Below are 17,975 nucleotides of genomic sequence, written 5' to 3'. Positions count from 1 at the left end.
GGAATGCAAGAAATGGATATCCGGGGTGGCTCATCCGCATGTGCCGGCAGGAATGCCCCGGTCCGTGGAGAACGCGGAAAGACGCGGGAGGGGAAGCGCCATGGCGGGAAGCAAGTCGGCAGGCCGCAGCAAGAAGGCCGGCCAGGAATCGGAACGGATCGTCCACGACCTGTTTCAGCGGCTCGCCGCAGCGGACGGGCAGCCGCCTTATGAACCGGAGGCCATCGCGGCAAGCGCGGCACTGGCCCACGACGCACTGTGCCGGCATCGCAAGGGCCATGCGGTCGTCTCCCTCGACAGGCGCGACGGCCTCGTCCAGGCGGGCCGGCCGGTCACCGCGATCACGGTGATCAACGACAACATGCCCTTCCTGTTCGATTCGGTGATGGGCGAGATCAACGAGACCTGCGGCGAACTGCTGTTCGTGGTGCATCCGGTGCTCGAGGTCAGCTTCAAGGCAAAGGATATCTGCGAGATCCACGGCATCGCCAAGCGCCGCAACCCCGAGGGCGGCCGCGATCTCGTCTCCATGATCCAGATCCACGTCGCCGCGCTGGACAGGGAGGATGCGCAGGCCCTCAAGTCGCGGCTCGAGGGCATCCTGAAGCAGGTGCGTCATTCGGTTCATGACTGGCGCGACATGCTGATCCGCCTCGATCATGCCATCAGCGTCTACCGTCACGCCCAGGACACGCTCGACCGCCAGGCGACGGAAGAGGCGGCCGAGTTCCTCGAATGGCTGCGGGACGAGAACTTCACCTTTCTCGGCATGCGCGAATATGCCTGGAGCGGCGACGGCCGCAACGGGACGCTGAAGCGCAAGAGCGAGCGCGGTCTAGGCATCCTCCATGATCCCGATCTGCGCGTGTTGCGACGGGGCGGCGAGGCCGTGACCACGACGCCGCAAATCCGCGAATTCATGGCCGGTCCCGATCCGCTGATCGTCACCAAGGCCAATATCAAGTCCGTGGTCCACCGGCGCGTCTATCTCGATTATGTCGGCGTCAAGACATTTGACCGCAAGGGCGCGCTGACCGGCGAATTGCGCATCGTCGGCCTGTTCACCGGTTCCGCCTACACCCATTCGGTCATGCGCATCCCGTTCATCCGTTCCAAGGCGGAGCAGGTGATGGCCGACCTGGGATTCGACCGCTCCGGTCATTCCGGCAAGGCCCTTATCAACATCCTGGAGACCTTTCCGCGCGACGAACTGTTCCAGATCGACCTGCCGACACTGAAAAGCCACGCCAGCGCCATCCTCGCCCTTGGCGAACGGCCGCGCCTGCGCGTGCTGCCGCGGCCGGAGAAATTCGGCCGCTACGTGTCGGTCATCGTCTATGTCCCGCGCGACCGCTATGACAGCCAGGTCCGCCAGAAGCTCGGCGACTATCTGGCCAGGGCCTATGACGGGCGCCTGTCCGCCTATTATCCGGACTTTCCCGAAGGTCCGCTGGCCCGCGTCCACTTCATCATCGGCCGCGACGGAACCGAGGCGCCAAGGGTGGACGTCGACAAGCTGGAGTCCGACATCCGCGCACTCGTGCGCACCTGGGAAGACGATCTTGCCGACGCCGCGCGTGAAAACGGCTACGATTCGCGCATCCGCGCCCTGGCATCCGGCTTTCCCGCCGACTACCGCGCCATCACGCCGGCCGCACGCGCCCTGCACGATGCCACGCTTCTCGGCGGCATTTCCGCCGGCAATCCCTTCATCGTCGATTTCTACCGCGACGGGGAACACGATGAATCGCACGCGGCCCTGAAGATCTTCCACAGGGGAGAGCCGGTCTCGCTTTCCGGCCGTGTTCCGGCACTGGAAAACATGGGGCTGAAGGTCATTGCCGAACGCACCTTCCAGACCGGCGCGCCGGACGGCGTACCGGTCTTCATCCACGACATGGAGGTTGAGAGCGCTGCCGGCCGCCCGATCGATCTTTCCGACGACGGCCGATTGCTGCAGGATACGTTTGCCGCGGCCTCGCGCGGCGCGGTGGATGACGATCCCTACAACGGCCTGTCCCATTCGGCCGGCCTGACCCATGAAGAGATCACCGTCCTGCGCACCTATGGCCGCTACCAGCAGCAGGCCGGCAGCACCTTCGGCCAGCCCGTCATCGCCAGCGCGCTGAACCGCTATCCGCTGATCGCCCGCGACCTTTACGACCTGTTCGACGCACGCTTTCACCCGGCCCGCTCCCAGGGGCGCACCGAGGAATGCGACCGGCTGCGCAAATCGATCATGGCCAAGCTCGACAACGTGCCCGGCATCGACGAGGACACGATCCTGCGCCGCTACCTGACGCTGATCGACGCCACCATGCGCACCAACCGCTACGCCGCGCCCGTTGAAGGCGTGCCGCCGCGCCAGCTTGCCGTCAAGCTGGACCCGCGCGCCATCCCCTTCCTTCCGGCACCGCGGCCCGCCCACGAGATCTTCGTCTACGGGCTGGAGGTCGAGGGCGTGCATCTGCGCTTCGGGCCGGTCGCGCGCGGCGGCCTTCGCTGGTCCGACCGGCTGCAGGATTACCGCACCGAGGTGCTCGGCCTCGTCAAGGCGCAACAGGTCAAGAACGCCGTCATCGTTCCGGTCGGGGCAAAAGGCGGCTTCGTGCCCAAGATGCTGCCGGCCGGCGGCAGCCGCGACGAGATCTTCCAGGCCGGCCGCGCCGCCTACAAGTCGTTCATCTCCTCGCTCCTGTCCGTGACCGACAACCTGCACGGCAACGACGTCGTCCCGCCGAAGGGCGTGGAGCGGCTCGACGGCGACGATCCCTATTTCGTCGTCGCTGCCGACAAGGGCACGGCGACCTTCTCCGACACGGCAAACGAGATCAGCCAGGCCTATGACTTCTGGCTTGACGACGCCTTCGCGTCGGGCGGTTCGGCCGGCTACGACCACAAGAAGATGGGCATCACCGCGCGTGGCGCCTGGGAGGCGGTGAAGCGCCATTTCCGGGAAATGGACCGCGACATCCAGACCCAGCCCTTCTCCGTGGCCGGCGTCGGCGACATGTCCGGTGACGTCTTCGGCAACGGCATGCTGCTGTCGCCCTGCATCCGGCTGGTCGCCGCCTTCGATCATCGCGACATCTTCATCGACCCGGACCCCAATCCGGCGACCAGCTTCGAGGAGCGCAAGCGCCTCTTCGACATGGGCCGGTCGAGCTGGCAGGACTACAACCTGTCCTACCTGTCCAAGGGCGGCGGCGTGTTCTCGCGCAACCAGAAGCGCATCAAGCTGCCACCCGAGGCCGCCGAAGCCATCGGCCTGGACAAGACGGAGGCCTCGCCCAACGAGATCCTGTCGGCCATCCTGACCATGCGTGTCGACCTGCTCTGGTTCGGCGGCATCGGCACCTATGTCCGCGCCTCGACCGAATCCAATGCTGATGCCGGCGACCGCGCCAACGACGCCATCCGCGTGACCGCCGCCGACCTGCATTGCAAGGTGATCGGCGAGGGTGCCAATCTCGGCCTCACCCAGCGTGCCCGGATCGAGTTCGGCCTGCATGGCGGGCGCTGCAATTCCGACGCCATCGACAATTCCGCCGGCGTCAATTCCTCCGACGTCGAGGTCAACATCAAGATCGCGCTCGCCGCTGCCATGCGCGACGGCAAGCTGACCCGCAAGGCGCGCAATACCCTGCTGGAAAAGATGACCGGCGAGGTGGCCGAACTGGTCCTGGAGACCAACTACGACCAGACGCTGTGCATCTCGCAGACCGAAGCCCGGGGCATGGCGGATCTCGCCTACCAGGCCCGGCTGATGGAGCACCTGGAAAACCGCGGCCTTCTCGACCGCAAGGTCGAACTGCTCCCCGACACCAAGGCGCTGTCGGAGCGCCAGGCGCGCGGGGAACCGCTGACCCGTCCCGAGATCGGCGTTCTCGTCTCCTATGCCAAGCTGGTCCTTTTCGGCGACATCATGGCCTCCGACCTTCCCGCCGACCCGCATTTCGAGCAGACGCTGATCGACTATTTCCCGGCCGAGATGCAGAAGAAATACCGGTCCGAGATCTGCGATCACCGCCTGCGCGCCGAGATCATCGCCACGGAACTCGCCAATGACGTCATCAATCGCGGCGGCCCCGCCTTCGTGGTGCGCCAGCAGGACATGACAGGCCGTTCCGCGGTGGAGGCAGCGCGCGCCTTCGCCGTGGCCCGCGACGGCTATGAACTGGACGCGCTCTACGCGCGGGTGGATGCGCTCGACAACGAGATGCCCGGCCGCGCCCAGCTTGCCCTCTATGGCCGGATCGCGCGCACGGCGATGAATGCGACGGCCTGGCAATTGCGCAATGGCGACGCTTCGGAGCCGGTGGGCGCGGTGGTCGAGGGCCTGCGCGCCGGGCGCAAGTCGCTGGAATCAGACCTCCCCGGCCTGCTGCCCGCATACATGAAGGAACGCCTCGCGGACCGGTCCGCCCGCATGAAGCACAACGGCGCGCCAGCCGACCTTGCCAAGGCGATCGCGCTGCTGGGTGCCGAGGAACTCATTCCCGACATCATGCTGGTTTCCCGTTCTTCCGGAACGGAACTGAAGAAGGCCGCCCGCGCCTTCTTCGGTGTGACGGACCTGTTCCGCCTGGGCCGCATCGAGGATGCAGCCCGCGCCATTTCGACGGGCGACTACTATGACGGGCTTGCGCTTTCGCGCGCCGGTGCCATGATCGACGCGGCGCGGCGCGGCATCTCCGTCTCGGTCCTGACCGACCATGGCGGCGCTGACGATCCGGTGGGTGCCTGGCAGGCCGCCAATGAGGGGCGGATCCGGCGCACCCGCGAGCGGATCCAGGCACTTCTGGAATCCGGCGATCTGACCGTCTCGCGCATGACGGTGGCCGCCGGGCTCATGGGGGACCTGGCGGGCGCCTGATCCGCGCCGCGAGGGGCAACGGGGGGACGAGGAACGATGAGCGATTTCGCGCTGCCGCGCGCCAGCCGCAAGGGCGTCTGGGGCTGGATGCTGTTCGACTGGGCGGCGCAACCGTTCTTCACGGTGGTCACCACCTTCGTCTTCGGCCCCTATTTCATATCCCGCATGGCGTCCGATCCCGTGGCCGGGCAGGCAGCCTGGGGCTATGCCGTGGCCGCCGGCGGGCTGTTCATCGCCATCCTGTCACCTGTTCTTGGATCGATCGCCGACCATACGGGGCCGCGCAAGCCCTGGATCGGCGTCTTCGCGGTGGTCAAGATCGCCGCGCTCGTGACACTGTGGTGGGCCGAACCCGGCGCCAGCCTGTTCTGGGTGGCGGCCGCCTTCACGCTGGCCACCGTCGCCGCGGAGTTCTCCATCGTCTTCAACGATTCCATGATGAACCGGCTGGTGCCGGAAAAGGAGATCGGACGCATCTCCAACACGGCTTGGGGTCTGGGCTATCTCGGCGGCATGATCGTGCTCATTTTCGTCATCCTCTTCCTCGCCGCGTCTCCGGAGACCGGCCGGACGCTGATCGGCCTGCCGGCCCTCTTCGGGCTCGATCCTGTCCAGGGCGAGGATGCCCGCGCGACCGGCCCGATCGCCGCGCTCTGGTACCTGGTATTCATCCTGCCGATGTTCCTGTTCACGCCGGATGCCCGCTACACCACCAGCGCCACCAATGCCGTGGCCGCCGGCCTAGAGGACCTGAAGCTGACCTTCCGCGAGTTGCGGCGGCGCTCCGGCATCGCCCGCTTCCTCATCGCCCGCATGATCTACCAGGACGGGGTCAACGCTTTGCTCGCGCTCGGCGGCGGCTTCGCGGCCAGCATGTTCGCCTGGTCGATCACCGAGATCGGCCTGTTCGGCATCATCCTCAATCTCGTGGCCATTCCCGGATGCCTGATCGCCGGCCGTTTCGACGAGGCGTTCGGCTCCAGGCGCATCGTGCTGATCTGCGTTGCCATGCTGCTCGTCGCCACCATCGGCATCGTCTCCACCGGACCCGGCTTCACCGCCTTCGGCCTGATCCGCTTCGGCGATGCCGATACCGGCGGCCTGTTCGGCACGCCCGCCGAACTCGCCTATATCGGCTTTGGCCTGCTCATCGGCGCGGCCTTCGGACCGGTGCAGGCGTCCTCGCGCTCCTACATGGCCCGATCGGTGACACCCGAGGAAACCGGCCGCTATTTCGGCATCTACGCGCTGGCCGGGCGGGCGACGAGTTTCCTGGCGCCGTTTCTCGTGGCCACCGTCACCGCCGCCGCCGCCTCGCCGCGCGCCGGCATGGCGGTCATCACCGTGTTCTTCATCATCGGCTTCATCATTCTCTATGGCGCGCCGAAGCCGTCGGAGAACCGCATCGCCGCCACCGTCTGAGCCTTTGGGAAAAGGAAAAGGCCGCCCCGAAGGACGGCCTTGCCTGCATCGCGATCCGTATCCGGTTATTCGGAAGCGGCTTCCTCGGCCGGGGCGGCAGCGGCCTCGGCGGCTGCGGCAGCCGCTTCTTCCTCGCGCTGCTTCTGCTCGGCGATGCGCTCCTGCGCCTTCTTGCCCGGCTCACCCTTCTTCGGGTTGCTGCGCTCGGGGCGCTTGGAGATGCCGGCCTGGTCCAGGAAACGCAGCACGCGGTCGGTCGGCAGCGCGCCATTGGCCAGCCAGTGGCGGATGCGCTCCTCGTCGAGCGTCACGCGCTCGCCGTCCTTGGGCAGCATCGGGTTCCAGGCGCCGACGCGCTCGATGAAACGGCCGTCGCGCGGTGCGCGCACGTCGGCAATCACGATGTGGTAGTAGGGGCGCTTCTTGGAGCCAGCGCGGGCCAGACGGATTTTCAGTGCCATGGTTCAACTCCTGTAAGGTCTTGTCTGTTGGTGTCGTCTGTTCGTGTCATGCCGTCGGTCAAACCCTCAGGCGGTGTGTTCGTCCTCCGCCGCCCTGGCCGCGATGGCCTCGTGATGGCGGATCACCTCCTTGATGATGAAGGCGAGGAATTTCTCGGCGAAATCGGGGTCCATGCCCGCCTCGTCGGCCAGCCGGCGCAGCCGCTCGATCTGCTTCGCCTCGCGGTCGGGGTCGGACGGCGGCAGGTCGTGCTGCGCCTTCAGTTCGCCGACCTTCTGCGTGCAGCGGAAGCGCTCGGCCAGCGTATGGATCAGCACGGCATCGAAATTGTCGATGGACCGGCGCATGTCCTTGAGCACCTCGCGGGCGCGCAGCACGTCCTGGTCTTCGCTCATGCCGGCCTCACTTCTTCCTGCCCGGCAGGCCGGGCAATTTCGGCCCGCCCAGCCCGGGCAGCCCGCCCGGCAGGCCCGCCTGTCCGCCAAGTCCGGGCAGCTTCGGCGCGCCGCCGCCCATGCCCATGGCCTCGGCCTGCTTCTGCAGCGCCTCAAGTTCCTTCGGGCTCATCTTCGACAGGTCGGGCATGCCACCCATGCCGCCGAGCCCCATCTTGCCGGCCATGCCGCCCATCAGCCCGCGCATCATGCCGCCCTTGCGGCCCTTGCCGCCCATGGCCTTCATCATGTCGGCCATCTGGCGATGCATCTTCAGGAGCTTGTTGATCTGCGCGGCATCGGTTCCCGAGCCCGCGGCAATGCGCTTCTTGCGGCTGTGCTTGAGCAGGTCCGGATTGGCCCGCTCGGCCGGCGTCATCGACTGGATGATGGCGATCTGGCGGCCGAACATGCGATCGTCGAGACCCGCGGCGGCCATCTGGTCCTTCATCTTGCCCATACCGGGCATCATCCCCATGATGCCGCCAAGGCCGCCCATCTTCTGCATCTGGCGAAGCTGGTCGGCGAGGTCGTTCAGGTCGAACTTCCCCTCCTGCATCTTCTTCGCCATGGCGGCGGCTTTTTCCTGGTCGATCGTCTCGGCGGCCTTCTCCACCAGGCTGACGATGTCGCCCATGCCGAGAATCCGGTCGGCGATGCGCTTGGGATGGAATTCCTCCAGCCCGTCCATCTTCTCGCCCGTGCCGATCAGCTTGATCGGCTTGCCGGTCACCGCGCGCATGGAAAGCGCCGCGCCGCCGCGCCCGTCGCCGTCCATGCGGGTCAGCACGATGCCGGTGATCCCGACGCGCTCGTCGAAACTGCGCGCCAGGTTGACCGCGTCCTGGCCTGTCAGCGAATCCGCGACCAGCAGGATCTCGTGCGGCGCCGACACCGTGCGGATGTCGGCCATTTCCACCATCAGCGGCTCGTCGATATGGGTGCGCCCGGCCGTGTCGAGGATGACGACGTCATGACCGCCCAGCTTTGCCGCCTGCACCGCGCGCTTCGCGATGGCGACCGGATCCTGCCCCGCCACGATGGGCAGCGTTGCCACGCCCGTCTGCTCGCCAAGCTGCTTGAGCTGCTCCTGCGCGGCCGGGCGGCGCGTGTCGAGCGAGGCCATGAGCACCTTCTTGCCCTGGCGCTCGGTCAGCCGCTTGGCGATCTTGCCGGTCGTCGTCGTCTTGCCCGAGCCCTGCAGGCCGACCATCATGACGACGACGGGCGCCGGCGCGTTCAGGTCGATGGCCTCGCCTTCCGAGCCCAGCATCTCGACCAGTTCGTCATGCACGATCTTGACGACCTGCTGGCCGGGCTTGATCGACTTGAGAACGTCCTGGCCGACGGCCTTGGAACGCACCCGGTCGGTGAACGATCGCACGACATCGAGCGCCACGTCCGCCTCGATCAGCGCACGGCGCACCTCGCGCAGCGCCGCGGAGACATCGGCCTCCGACAGTGCGCCGCGGCCTGTCAGGCCGTTGAGGATTGATCCGAGCCGGTCGGATAAGCTTTCAAACATCGTCCAGTCCTTGGGTTCCGGGGTTTTCGCCCCGGAGATAACCATCGCGGAGCAAGAATCCAATCGCCAAAGCGGAACGACACCCGGGGGCGCATCGCGCTGCCGGATGTGGACCTCCAGGTTTGCGGGGCATCCGCCTCCTGGTCGGCGCGTCGGAGTTCTCACTCGTCGCGGAAAGTCGAGAAGGGTCCATAAACGCGCGTGACTGCTGAGTCAACCGGGCATTTGCCGACCGTCTGCCTTCGGATTGACACGATCGGTTGCAGAAATCCCTTCTGGCCTTGTCCGGCGTTTCACACGCCGGCCGGATGACAAAACCGGCAATCGCTGGCAAATTCATGCAGGGGCTGACGAATCACTCTTTCCCGGAGGACGACTTGATGAACATCCGACGCCAAGCCATGGCCACGGCCGTAGCATGTGCCGTAATTCTGGCACCCGGCGCCGCGTTTGCAGCCCGGTGCGGAAATTCATCGGCCGGTTTCGATGCATGGAAGCAGCAGATGGCGGCCGAGGCGCAGGCTGGTGGCGTCGGCCAGCGTGGAATCGCTGCCCTGATGGCGACCCGCTATGCCAGCGACACCATCCGCGCCGACCGGGGCCAGAAGAGCTTCAAGTATACGCTCAAGAAGTTCATGCAGGTGCGCGGTGCACCGACCATTGTCGCCAAGGGCAAGCGCCTGAAGAAATCGAAGGCTTCGCTTTTCAGGCAGCTTGAGGCCCAATACGGCGTGCCGCCCGGTCCTTTGATCGCCATCTGGGGCATGGAAACCGCATTCGGCGGCTTCCAGGGCAATTCCAACCTGATTTCGGCCACGGCAACGCTCGCCTATGATTGCCGCCGTTCGGAATTCTTCACCGGCCACCTGATGTCCGCCCTCAAGCTGGTCGATCGCGGCGTGCTGTCCAGTTCGACGGTCGGCGCCAAGCACGGCGAATGGGGCCAGACCCAGTTCCTGCCCGGCTCGGTCGCCCGCTACGGTGTCGACTTTGACGGTGGCGGCATCGACCTTTCGCGTTCGTCGGCCGATGCGCTGGCCTCCACGGCCAATTTCCTGCGCGCCCATGGCTGGCGTCCGGGGGCCGGATACCAGCCGGGACAGGCGAATTTCAGGGCCATCCAGGGCTGGAACGCCGCCAGTGTCTACCAGCAGGCCATCGCGATCATGGCCGCCGATATCGACGGCTAGACCAGGCCGCCCGCCGCCGGCGGATGAACAGGAGGCCGGGTTGGCCAACCCGGCCTTACTGGCATGCCATTCCGGCAAGCCGGCTCAGAAATCTTCGCAGCGCTCGCCGGTTTCCGTCTGCAGGCTGCGCGCGATTTGCGCCCCGGAGAAGGTGAACACCTCGCGCACTTCCACCTCGCTGTCGGCAAAGCGGTAACAGACCAGCGCGGTAGCCGGGTTTCCCGGTTCAAGGAGCTTCCACTGGAGGGAGCCGCCGCCGATGGCCTCGCGCCATTCCGGCAGGCTCTCCAGGAATTCCTCCCGGGTCTGCTCGATGCCGATATCCTCCAGCGCGAAGATCGCATCCTCGGCAAGGAGCACGGAGATGGCAGCCTCGTCGCCGGCTTTCAGCGCGGCGTACCAGTTCTCCAGGATCGCGCGCGGGTCCGCGCTCGCCGGCCACGCGGCCAGCAGGATGAAGAGCATCAGGCCTGTCAGGCGAAGCAGTCGCATCATTCCGGTCTTTCCTCGTGATTTGGCGCCGCTCAGGCCTTGTCCTGCCTGGTGGTGGCCATGCCTTCGGCCAGCGCCTCGGGCGCAAGCCGTTCGAAATCGCCGCTTTGGGCGTTCATCACCCACAATTCACCGGTGGAAATGTCAAACCAGGCCCCGTGCAGCGACAACCGGCCCTTCTTTTCAAGGATGTCGACGCAGGGAAACGTGCGCAGGTTCTGGAGCGAATAGCGGATCGAGATGCGCTCAAGCGCGGTCTGTTTTTCCGCGCCGGTCATGAAGGCATAGGACCCGACCGCCTCGGAGGCCGGACCGAGCAGGCCCATCCACTTGCCGATGAAATCGCCCGGCGACAGGGGCTCTGCGCCGGTCTTCAGCGCCGCCGAGACGCCGCCGCAGCGTCCGTGGCCGAGCACGAGGATGTTCCTCACCTTCAGGCTCTGCACGGCAAATTCAAGCGACGCGGACGTCGAATGATATTCACCATCCGGCTTGTAGGGCGGCACGAGGTTGGCGACGTTGCGGACCACGAAGAGTTCGCCCGGCAGTGCGTTGAAGATCATCTCCGGCGCCGCGCGCGAATCGCAACAGGCGATCACCAAGGTTTCCGGCTTCTGGCCTTCCCGCGCAAGCATCTGGTAGCGCTCGGACTCGATCGCGAACCGTCCCTGCATGAAATCGCGGTAGCCCTGGGCAAGGGAGGTTGGGAAAGCGTGCATGGTCTGCGCCTCTGGTCCTTTGCAGTGGCCCGATCAATCCGTCCGGGGCGCGCATGTCAAGCGCGAATGCAGACGGGGATGCCGTGCGCGTCCGCAAGCGGGGGGTCGGGAAACGGCGTTGTCAGACCCTTCTGGTGGCGGCGCGCGATCATCAGGCAGGCCAGCGCATCAAGGCAATCGTCCGCGCCTGCACCGGGCGGCGGGGGCGCCTCCACCAGCGCATCGTCCAGTCCACACGACGCCAGCAGGGCGCGGCGCTCGGCCATGCCCGGCGGATGCAGGCGTCCCTTCACCTTTTTCGGCTCTGTCATGGCGCTTTCGCCATTGAGCCGCCAGAAGGCCAGTTCCGGATGACATTCGATCACGCGTTGCCGCAGGTCCGTGTCGCCGAGAAGCAGCGCGTCGATTTCGCGGATCTTGGGAAACAGAGTGAAGGCCTGGAAGGCCAGCCCGCGCGGAGGGTCGGAGGTCTCGCGCGCCACCCTGTCGGCGCGGCCGCGCGCTGCCCGCATCGCCTCCCAGTCGGCGAAGGGTCCCGGCTCGGCATGAACCGCCGCGCGCGAGGGAATGGAAAAGACGCTCGACTGGCGTGCCCCCAGCAGCGGGCGGATGGCCTGTTCCGGACCGCGGCCGCCGCGCCCGATGCGGTCGGGAAGGCCGATCGGCATGTCCACGGCGATGATGGCGTTCGCCCCGGCGGCGCGGACCAGGTCCGCAAACGCGGCGAAAACGGTCAGCACTGGCGCCATGCCCGGCCGTTCGATGGCCGCCACCCAGCCGGCCCTGCACCCGTCGGCGCCCGCCAGAACGCACGTCACGTCTTCACACGCCCGGGCGCCGGACGGGCAAGCTGGCGCATCGTGACCATGGCCATCGGATGTTTCAGGCTGTCGGCCTCCTGCTCGAGCAGCAATTCGTCCGATCCGGCCCTGACCGACCGGCTGAGAACCTCGAAGACGGCCGCGGTCGCCTTTTCCAGCGCCCTGCTCTCGTCCTCGCCGATGAGCAGCCTGGCCAGGAACAGCGCCGCCGTCAGGTCGCCGGGTCCGTTGGGCGCATTCTCCACCAGCCGGTGTTCGGCCAGAAGGGCGCGCTTGCGCGTCACCAGCAGGTTGGCCGTCGCATCCGCCATCATCGCATGGGCCGATGTGACAAGCATGCGCGCCGGTCCGGCTTGCGCTGCGGCGCGCAGGATGTCGGCATTCGTTTCAAGCCGCCGTCCCGCCAGCCACTCCAGTTCGAAACGGTTCGGCGTGGCGATGTCCGCCAGTGGCAGGAGCCGGTCGCGGATCGCCGCCGCCGTCGCCTCCGGCACATAAAGACCCGCCCGGTCGCCGATCACCGGATCGCAGACATGGATGAGCCCCGGATTGTCCCCCCGCAGCGCCGCGACGAGCTCCGCGACGGCTCCGGCCTGCGACGCATCGCCCATGTACCCGGTCAGGACGGCGCCCAGTTCACCCCTCCATGGTGCATGCGCCAGGTCCTGCATGAAGCCGCTGAACTGTTCGGGCGGCGGCACGATGCGCGTCGCCGGCCCGTGACCCGGATGCCAGGGCAGGATCACGGTCGGTGCCGCCCAGACCGGAAAGCCCAGCGTCTCCAGCGCGAAGACGGCGGCGCGGTTGCCCACCGAGCCGCGCGCGACGTGGCTGGAAATCACCAGAACCGCCCTGCGTTCAGCCATTGCATGCCTTCCCTTCGCCTTCGTCAGGTCCATGGCCCCGTTATGACACGCAAGGGCGCGGGCGAACAGGACAAGACTGTGGGGACTGCGAAGGTGCATCTTGGCGAGGCATGAACTCTCCGTTAAGGTTAAGAAACCATGAACACGCTGAGCATCGACATCCGCCGGGCGGAACCCGAAGACGCAAGCGCCATCTCCGATGTGCATCATCACGCTTGGACCGGCGCCTATGCCGGGATCATTCCGCACGGCGCGCTGTCGCGCATGATTGCCCGGCGTGGCGTCCGGTGGTGGGACCATGCCATCCGCCGGGCCGCCTCGGTGCTGGTCGTGGAAATCGGCGGCGTGGTCGCCGGCTATGCAACGCTCGGGCGCAACCGGGCGAGGGAACTGGCCCAGCAGGGCGAGATCTACGAACTGTATGTCCTGCCGGAATACCAGGGCATCGGGCTTGGCTCACGCCTGTTCGACGCCGCGCGGTCGACACTGGCCGATCACGGTCTCAAGGGGCTGGTTGTCTGGGCTCTGGAAGACAACGAGATCGCGCAGCGTTTCTACTTCGCCCATGGCGGCGAGGATATCGCCGAAGGCGTCGAGGTTTTCGATTCCAAGGCCCTGCGCAAGGTCGCCTTCGTCTGGAACTGACTACCCGCGGTTTTTCGCGGCAGCGCGGCAATCCGTCTTGGACTTATGCGGCATTGCACAATCGTCTGTGCTCGTCTATCGGGGACGCAACGACAAACCCCGGAGAGATCCATGCGCATAGACGCCATTTCCATCGGCAAGAACCCGCCGGAAGACATCAACGTCATCATCGAGGTTCAGGTCGGCGGCCATCCGATCAAGTATGAGATGGACAAGGAAGCCGGCACCCTCGTCGTCGACCGCTTCCTCTACACGCCGATGACCTATCCCGGCAATTACGGCTTCGTGCCGCATACCCTGTCGGAGGACGGCGACCCGATCGACGTGCTCGTCTGCAACACGCGCCCGCTCGTCCCCGGTTGCGTCATCAATGTGCGGCCCATCGGCGTTCTGGTGATGGAGGACGACGGCGGCAAGGACGAGAAGATCCTCGCCGTGCCGACCCACAAGCTGACAAAGCGCTATGACGGCGTTGCCAATTACGACGACCTGCCGGACATAACGCTCAAGCAGATCGAGCATTTTTTCGAGCACTACAAGGATCTCGAACCCGGCAAGTGGGTCAAGATCGGCGGCTGGCAGGATGCCGAGGCGGCCAGGCGCATGATCATCGAGGCCATCGAGCGCGCCAAGGCCTGACGCCGGGCAGCGCTGAACCGGACATCGGCGAGGCAGGGCCCGGCGGGTCCGGCCTTTTTCGTCTTGAGAAGCCTTACTCCGGTTCCCGCCGGTGCCGCGAGACGCCTGGAAGGGCCACGCTGCCCGCACGCACGATGGGTTCGTCACGCCAGCAGGCAAAGCCGCGCACATGGGCATCGGCAAGGTCACGGGCCTTCTGGTTGTGGTCCGGATTGCCCGTGGCAACCACGTATCCGACGACACAGCCCTCATGGATTCCGGGCTGGCCGACCTTCTCCACGACGAGGACCTGGATCGTCTTCTCCGGTTCGCCCAGGGAAACCGTCCAGCGGTGGATCGTGGCGAAGGGAATGCCGCCCTCCATGCGCCACTCGATCGTGTCCGACACGGAATTGAAACCGCCGAAACACTCCCAGCTGTCCGGCTTTCCGTCTGGCGGAAAACCGTAGAAAAGGCTCTCCCGGGCGTCGCCGTAGGACAGATGAACCGGGTAATCGCCTAGCCCGGGACAAAGCAGTTCCGCCCAGTCGCCGCCTTCGTCCTCAGCGGATTCGGCGGTCACCGTGCAGCCGTTCTGCGTATCGAGCGTGCTGTAGGCGCTATCCGGTGCGGCTGCCGAGGGCAGGGTCATCGCGGTCAGCAGGCAAACGGCGGAAAACAGGACTTGGCGCATCGGCGGCATCTCCGGAAGACTGGACCGGACCCAGATTGCCAGACCCAGCGGCCAAGGGACAGTCAGTTTTCCCCGATGAGGCGAATGATCCTGTGCGCCAGATCAGCGCTGTCACCGGCAACCGAAACAGTTTTCAGCCGTGCCGTCGCGCCACCCGTCACCGAAACGCGGGAAACGGGCACGCCCAGCCACTTCGCGACGAGCTTTTCCAGTGCCGCATTGGCCTTGCCCTTTTCCGGCACCGCGCGTACCCGCGCCTTCAGGTGCACAGATCCGTCCGATGCCGCGCCAGGCCCGTCGACGGCGTCGTGCGCCGCCTTCGGCGTCAGGCGCACGAAGATATCGACGCCCGCGCCGGTCTGACGGTGGCAGCGGCTCACAGCACCGCAGGCGCGATGGTCGTCCAGATGAATTGCTGCAGGAAGAAGATGGCCAGGAACAGGACGATGGGCGACAGGTCGATGCCGCCAAGATCGGGCAGGATCCGGCGGATCGGTCGCAGCAGCGGCTCGGTCGCCTTGTAGAGGAAATCGCCGATCAGCGCGACGAACTGGTTGCGCGAATTGATGACGTTGAAGGCGAACAGCCAAGAATAGATCACCATGGCGATCAGGATCCAGGAATAGATGTCCAGCGCCAGGTCGATGGTGCGTAAGAGGGCTAGCATGGTCACGGTCCGTTGGTCGTTTCCTGCATGTAGCCACTGCACGGGCAGGCGGCAAGCCCACGGCCATGGATGGGGCCCGCGAAGCGCATTCCGCCCCGACGCTTTTGCTTGACAGCACGCATGGCGCTCACATAAATGCGCCTCACTGGAACGGGGCCGTAGCTCAGCTGGGAGAGCGCGTCGTTCGCAATGACGAGGTCAGGGGTTCGATCCCCCTCGGCTCCACCAGTTTTCCGCCAGAAACGAATGACCGCTGCGGGCTCCGGCCTTCAGCACCAGGACTCGCGCCGCCCGGTCCACACCCGCGCCAGCCCCGCATCGACGAGCATGGCGCCGGCTGTCTGGCCTGCGATGTTGAAGCGCCCGAGCGTCCGGCCATAGCGGTCCTGCCCGTGCCTTGTCAGCACCCAGTCATGGGTATTCAGGATCGCGGCCAGGCGCTGCCGCGACTCCTGCGCCAGCGCGGCCTCGTGACGGCAGCCCGGATCGGCCAGTTCCGGCGCATCGATCCCTTCGAGGCGGATCTTCTCCCCCCGCAGCCAGACCGTATCGCCATCGACCACGCAGGTATGGCGCTTGCCGCTGCCACAGATGTCGAAGGATGCGCGATCCGCCCATGCCGGGCCTGTATCGGAAGCCACCAGCCCGAGGAGAGCGGCGATACCGACGGCGGCACTTGCCGCACGCGAATGCCTGATTCGTGAAATCCATGCCATGCCGGCATGAAATCACGAATATCACTAATGTTTCAATTACTACTGTTTAGCCCGGCCGGTCCGGTCAAGCTCAGTTCAGGCGTACAGGCAGGTTGATCGGACCGCGAAAGCCGAATCCATGCCAGGTGACGATCGCCGGATCGACCAGTTCGATGTTCGGGAAGCGGTCGAACAGCACCGGCATGAGGATGGCGCCCACCGTGCGCCGCGCCACATGCGCGCCCGCGCAATGGTGCGGACCGGAGCCGAAGGCCTGGTGCGGGTTCTTGTCGCGGAACACGATGTAGCGCTCGGGCGCCTCGTAAATGTCCTCGTCGTGACAGGCCGACGCCTGGATGGTCATTACCGTATCGCCCTTCGGGATATGGCAGCCACGGATCTCGGTGTCTTCGAGCACGAGTCGCGAACTGGCCTGGATGGGCGCGCACCAGCGCACCGCTTCCTCGAAGGCCTTGCTCCAGGCCTCCTGCCGCTTCACCTCTTCAAGCTGGTCGGGATTTGTCAGCAGGCCGAAAATTTCGGTGAGCGCGGAATCGCGCGGCTCGTTGATGCCGCCGCCGATGGCTATCTTCACGTTTGCCACGATCTGGCTCCACGGGATCGGGTTCTCGGCGTTGACCATGATCGACAGGGCCGAAGCATCCGGTTCCGCCCGCAGGCGTTCAGCATTGCGCTCCAGGCAGGCATCCATCTCACGGTTCGCCTGGTCGGAAACGGCGAAGGGCTCGTCGCGCCAGCCGAAATTGCCCGCCCCGTCGATCAGCGCCTGGCTCCAGCGCTGCATTTCATCGTCCCTGGCGTCCGGCACGCCCATGATCTCGGCCAGGATGCGCGCCGCCAGCGGTCCGGCCAGGGCCGGGAACAGGTCGACGACCTCGCCGCGCGGCAACCGCCCGACATAGTCCTCGGCATATTTGGTATACATCGGCGCCCAGTGGTTCTGGATGGTCTTGGGCAGGAAGGCCGGCATCATCGCCATGCGTTCGCGCATGTGCTCCTCGCCGTCCTTGCGCATCAGCGTATGAGCGAGGAAGGCCCGCTTCATCGGCGTGTTCGGGTCATCGGAGGAGAACAGGCCGGGATTGTCCTTGACCATCTTGCAGTCCGCCGCCTTGGTCAGCAGCGTCCTTCCGACCGATTTCACCCGCAGGACGGGGCGCTCGGCGCGCATCTGCCGGTAGAGCGGATAGGGGTCGCGGGTCAGCTGGTCGATGGTGATCGTCTCATCCAGCGGCGCCGGACCTGCAATCGTCGTGGTCATGGCCTTTTCCTCCCGTCGGCGGACCGGCGCGCCGTGCGGCGTCCGGCCCTCGCCAAGTTACATTTGCTCGTCGGCGACCTGCACCACAAGCCCGTCGAGGTCGTCCGTCAGCCGGATCTGGCAGGACAGGCGGCTGTTGGGCCTCACCTCTGAGGCCGCGCCGTCCAGCATTGCTTCCTCGCCGGCGGAACGCTCGCCCGTCGCCGCCAAGAATGCCTCGTCGACAAAGACATGGCAGGTGGCGCAGGCCATGGATCCGCCGCACTCGCCGACAATGCCCTCGATCCCGTGATCCACCGCCGTCTGCATGACGCTGTCGCCGGTCCGGCCCTCGACCGTCGTGCGCTCTCCCGTGGTCGACACATAGGTGACCTTCACCATGGCTGCCTGCTCCTCCCGTTTGCAGTCCGGCACCCGGCATCCGGCCGGGGTTCTTATGAAGTATAACTATAGCGGAATTTCGTCTCTGAAAAGGGGGCAGGCCGGGCCGCCGGTCCATCCGCATCATGCCTGGTGCGGCATGAAGCCGAAAAGCTGTTTTATCTTTTCATGTTACGCGTCCCGTGG

The 17,975-nt window shown here is 66.0% G+C and carries 18 protein-coding genes and 1 tRNA gene; 6 read left to right on the top strand and 13 right to left on the bottom strand.

Annotation, left to right across the window (positions count from 1 at the left end; all coding sequences use genetic code 11):
* Window positions 1-100: 100 nt before the first annotated feature.
* Entirely contained in the window at window positions 101-4,876 is a 4,776-nt protein-coding gene (locus ACLB6G_RS03215) for an NAD-glutamate dehydrogenase (protein ID WP_410354663.1), read from the top strand.
* 36 nt (window positions 4,877-4,912) lie between these two features.
* Complete coding sequence (locus tag ACLB6G_RS03210) at window positions 4,913-6,298, top strand: MFS transporter (protein WP_410354662.1); 1,386 nt, start codon at window positions 4,913-4,915, stop codon at window positions 6,296-6,298.
* Window positions 6,299-6,363: 65 nt separating this feature from the next.
* Here ACLB6G_RS03210 and rpsP read toward each other — a convergent pair whose 3' ends face one another.
* The 3 genes from rpsP to ffh form a co-directional block, all read right to left on the bottom strand.
* Entirely contained in the window at window positions 6,364-6,759 is a 396-nt protein-coding gene (rpsP, locus tag ACLB6G_RS03205) for a 30S ribosomal protein S16 (protein WP_410354661.1), read from the bottom strand.
* A gap of 66 nt (window positions 6,760-6,825) precedes the next feature.
* Complete coding sequence (locus tag ACLB6G_RS03200; RefSeq protein ID WP_410354660.1) at window positions 6,826-7,155, bottom strand: chorismate mutase; 330 nt, start codon at window positions 7,153-7,155, stop codon at window positions 6,826-6,828.
* Between the two features lie 7 nt (window positions 7,156-7,162).
* Window positions 7,163-8,719, bottom strand: coding sequence for a signal recognition particle protein (gene ffh / locus ACLB6G_RS03195; protein WP_410354659.1), 1,557 nt, complete (start codon window positions 8,717-8,719; stop codon window positions 7,163-7,165).
* A 380-nt stretch (window positions 8,720-9,099) separates the two neighbouring features.
* Here ffh and ACLB6G_RS03190 point away from each other — a divergent pair, with 380 nt between their 5' ends.
* A complete protein-coding gene (locus ACLB6G_RS03190; RefSeq protein WP_410354658.1) occupies window positions 9,100-9,909 on the top strand; it encodes a lytic murein transglycosylase in 810 nt (269 codons plus the stop codon).
* An 84-nt stretch (window positions 9,910-9,993) separates the two neighbouring features.
* Here the strand turns inward: ACLB6G_RS03190 and ACLB6G_RS03185 are convergent, their stop codons facing one another.
* Genes ACLB6G_RS03185 through pdxY form a run of 4 tightly spaced genes read right to left on the bottom strand, consistent with a single transcriptional unit; the run spans window position 9,994 to window position 12,807 of the window.
* Window positions 9,994-10,404 carry a nuclear transport factor 2-like protein gene (locus ACLB6G_RS03185; RefSeq protein ID WP_410354657.1) on the bottom strand — a complete coding sequence of 137 codons (411 nt, stop codon included), beginning with the start codon at window positions 10,402-10,404 and terminating at the stop codon, window positions 9,994-9,996.
* Window positions 10,405-10,433: 29 nt separating this feature from the next.
* Window positions 10,434-11,120, bottom strand: coding sequence for a carbonic anhydrase (locus ACLB6G_RS03180; RefSeq protein ID WP_410354656.1), 687 nt, complete (start codon window positions 11,118-11,120; stop codon window positions 10,434-10,436).
* 56 nt (window positions 11,121-11,176) lie between these two features.
* Window positions 11,177-11,938 carry a DUF429 domain-containing protein gene (locus tag ACLB6G_RS03175; RefSeq protein WP_410354655.1) on the bottom strand — a complete coding sequence of 254 codons (762 nt, stop codon included), beginning with the start codon at window positions 11,936-11,938 and terminating at the stop codon, window positions 11,177-11,179.
* Entirely contained in the window at window positions 11,935-12,807 is an 873-nt protein-coding gene (pdxY, locus tag ACLB6G_RS03170) for a pyridoxal kinase PdxY (protein ID WP_410354654.1), read from the bottom strand. Before pdxY ends, ACLB6G_RS03175 begins: the two co-directional genes overlap by 4 nt.
* Before the next feature lie 138 nt (window positions 12,808-12,945).
* Here pdxY and ACLB6G_RS03165 point away from each other — a divergent pair, with 138 nt between their 5' ends.
* Complete coding sequence (locus ACLB6G_RS03165) at window positions 12,946-13,452, top strand: GNAT family N-acetyltransferase (RefSeq protein WP_410354653.1); 507 nt, start codon at window positions 12,946-12,948, stop codon at window positions 13,450-13,452.
* A gap of 111 nt (window positions 13,453-13,563) precedes the next feature.
* Window positions 13,564-14,091, top strand: coding sequence for an inorganic diphosphatase (gene ppa, locus ACLB6G_RS03160; protein WP_410354652.1), 528 nt, complete (start codon window positions 13,564-13,566; stop codon window positions 14,089-14,091).
* Window positions 14,092-14,164: 73 nt separating this feature from the next.
* Here the strand turns inward: ppa and ACLB6G_RS03155 are convergent, their stop codons facing one another.
* The 3 genes from ACLB6G_RS03155 to ACLB6G_RS03145 all read right to left on the bottom strand — a co-directional run bounded on the left by ACLB6G_RS03155 (window position 14,165) and on the right by ACLB6G_RS03145 (window position 15,431).
* Complete coding sequence (locus ACLB6G_RS03155; protein WP_410354651.1) at window positions 14,165-14,764, bottom strand: hypothetical protein; 600 nt, start codon at window positions 14,762-14,764, stop codon at window positions 14,165-14,167.
* Between the two features lie 62 nt (window positions 14,765-14,826).
* Window positions 14,827-15,144 carry a DUF167 family protein gene (locus ACLB6G_RS03150; RefSeq protein ID WP_410354650.1) on the bottom strand — a complete coding sequence of 106 codons (318 nt, stop codon included), beginning with the start codon at window positions 15,142-15,144 and terminating at the stop codon, window positions 14,827-14,829.
* Complete coding sequence (locus tag ACLB6G_RS03145) at window positions 15,141-15,431, bottom strand: YggT family protein (RefSeq protein ID WP_410354649.1); 291 nt, start codon at window positions 15,429-15,431, stop codon at window positions 15,141-15,143. Before ACLB6G_RS03145 ends, ACLB6G_RS03150 begins: the two co-directional genes overlap by 4 nt.
* Window positions 15,432-15,583: 152 nt before the next feature.
* Between ACLB6G_RS03145 and ACLB6G_RS03140 the strand changes: the two genes are divergently transcribed.
* Window positions 15,584-15,659 (top strand) — tRNA-Ala (locus ACLB6G_RS03140).
* A 41-nt stretch (window positions 15,660-15,700) separates the two neighbouring features.
* Here the strand turns inward: ACLB6G_RS03140 and ACLB6G_RS03135 are convergent.
* The 3 genes from ACLB6G_RS03135 to ACLB6G_RS03125 form a co-directional block, all read right to left on the bottom strand.
* A complete protein-coding gene (locus ACLB6G_RS03135; protein WP_410354648.1) occupies window positions 15,701-16,147 on the bottom strand; it encodes a thermonuclease family protein in 447 nt (148 codons plus the stop codon).
* 70 nt (window positions 16,148-16,217) lie between these two features.
* Window positions 16,218-17,408, bottom strand: a complete 1,191-nt coding sequence (locus ACLB6G_RS03130; protein WP_410354647.1) for a cytochrome P450 — start codon at window positions 17,406-17,408, stop codon at window positions 16,218-16,220.
* A gap of 57 nt (window positions 17,409-17,465) precedes the next feature.
* Entirely contained in the window at window positions 17,466-17,789 is a 324-nt protein-coding gene (locus ACLB6G_RS03125) for a 2Fe-2S iron-sulfur cluster-binding protein (protein ID WP_410354646.1), read from the bottom strand.
* Window positions 17,790-17,975 lie beyond the last annotated feature (186 nt).

It is taken from the genome of Zhengella sedimenti (assembly GCF_046506625.1).
Taxonomy (GTDB): domain Bacteria; phylum Pseudomonadota; class Alphaproteobacteria; order Rhizobiales; family Rhizobiaceae; genus Zhengella; species Zhengella sedimenti.
Note: the sequence above shows the minus strand (reverse complement) of the source record. Positions and strands in the feature narration are given on the sequence as shown.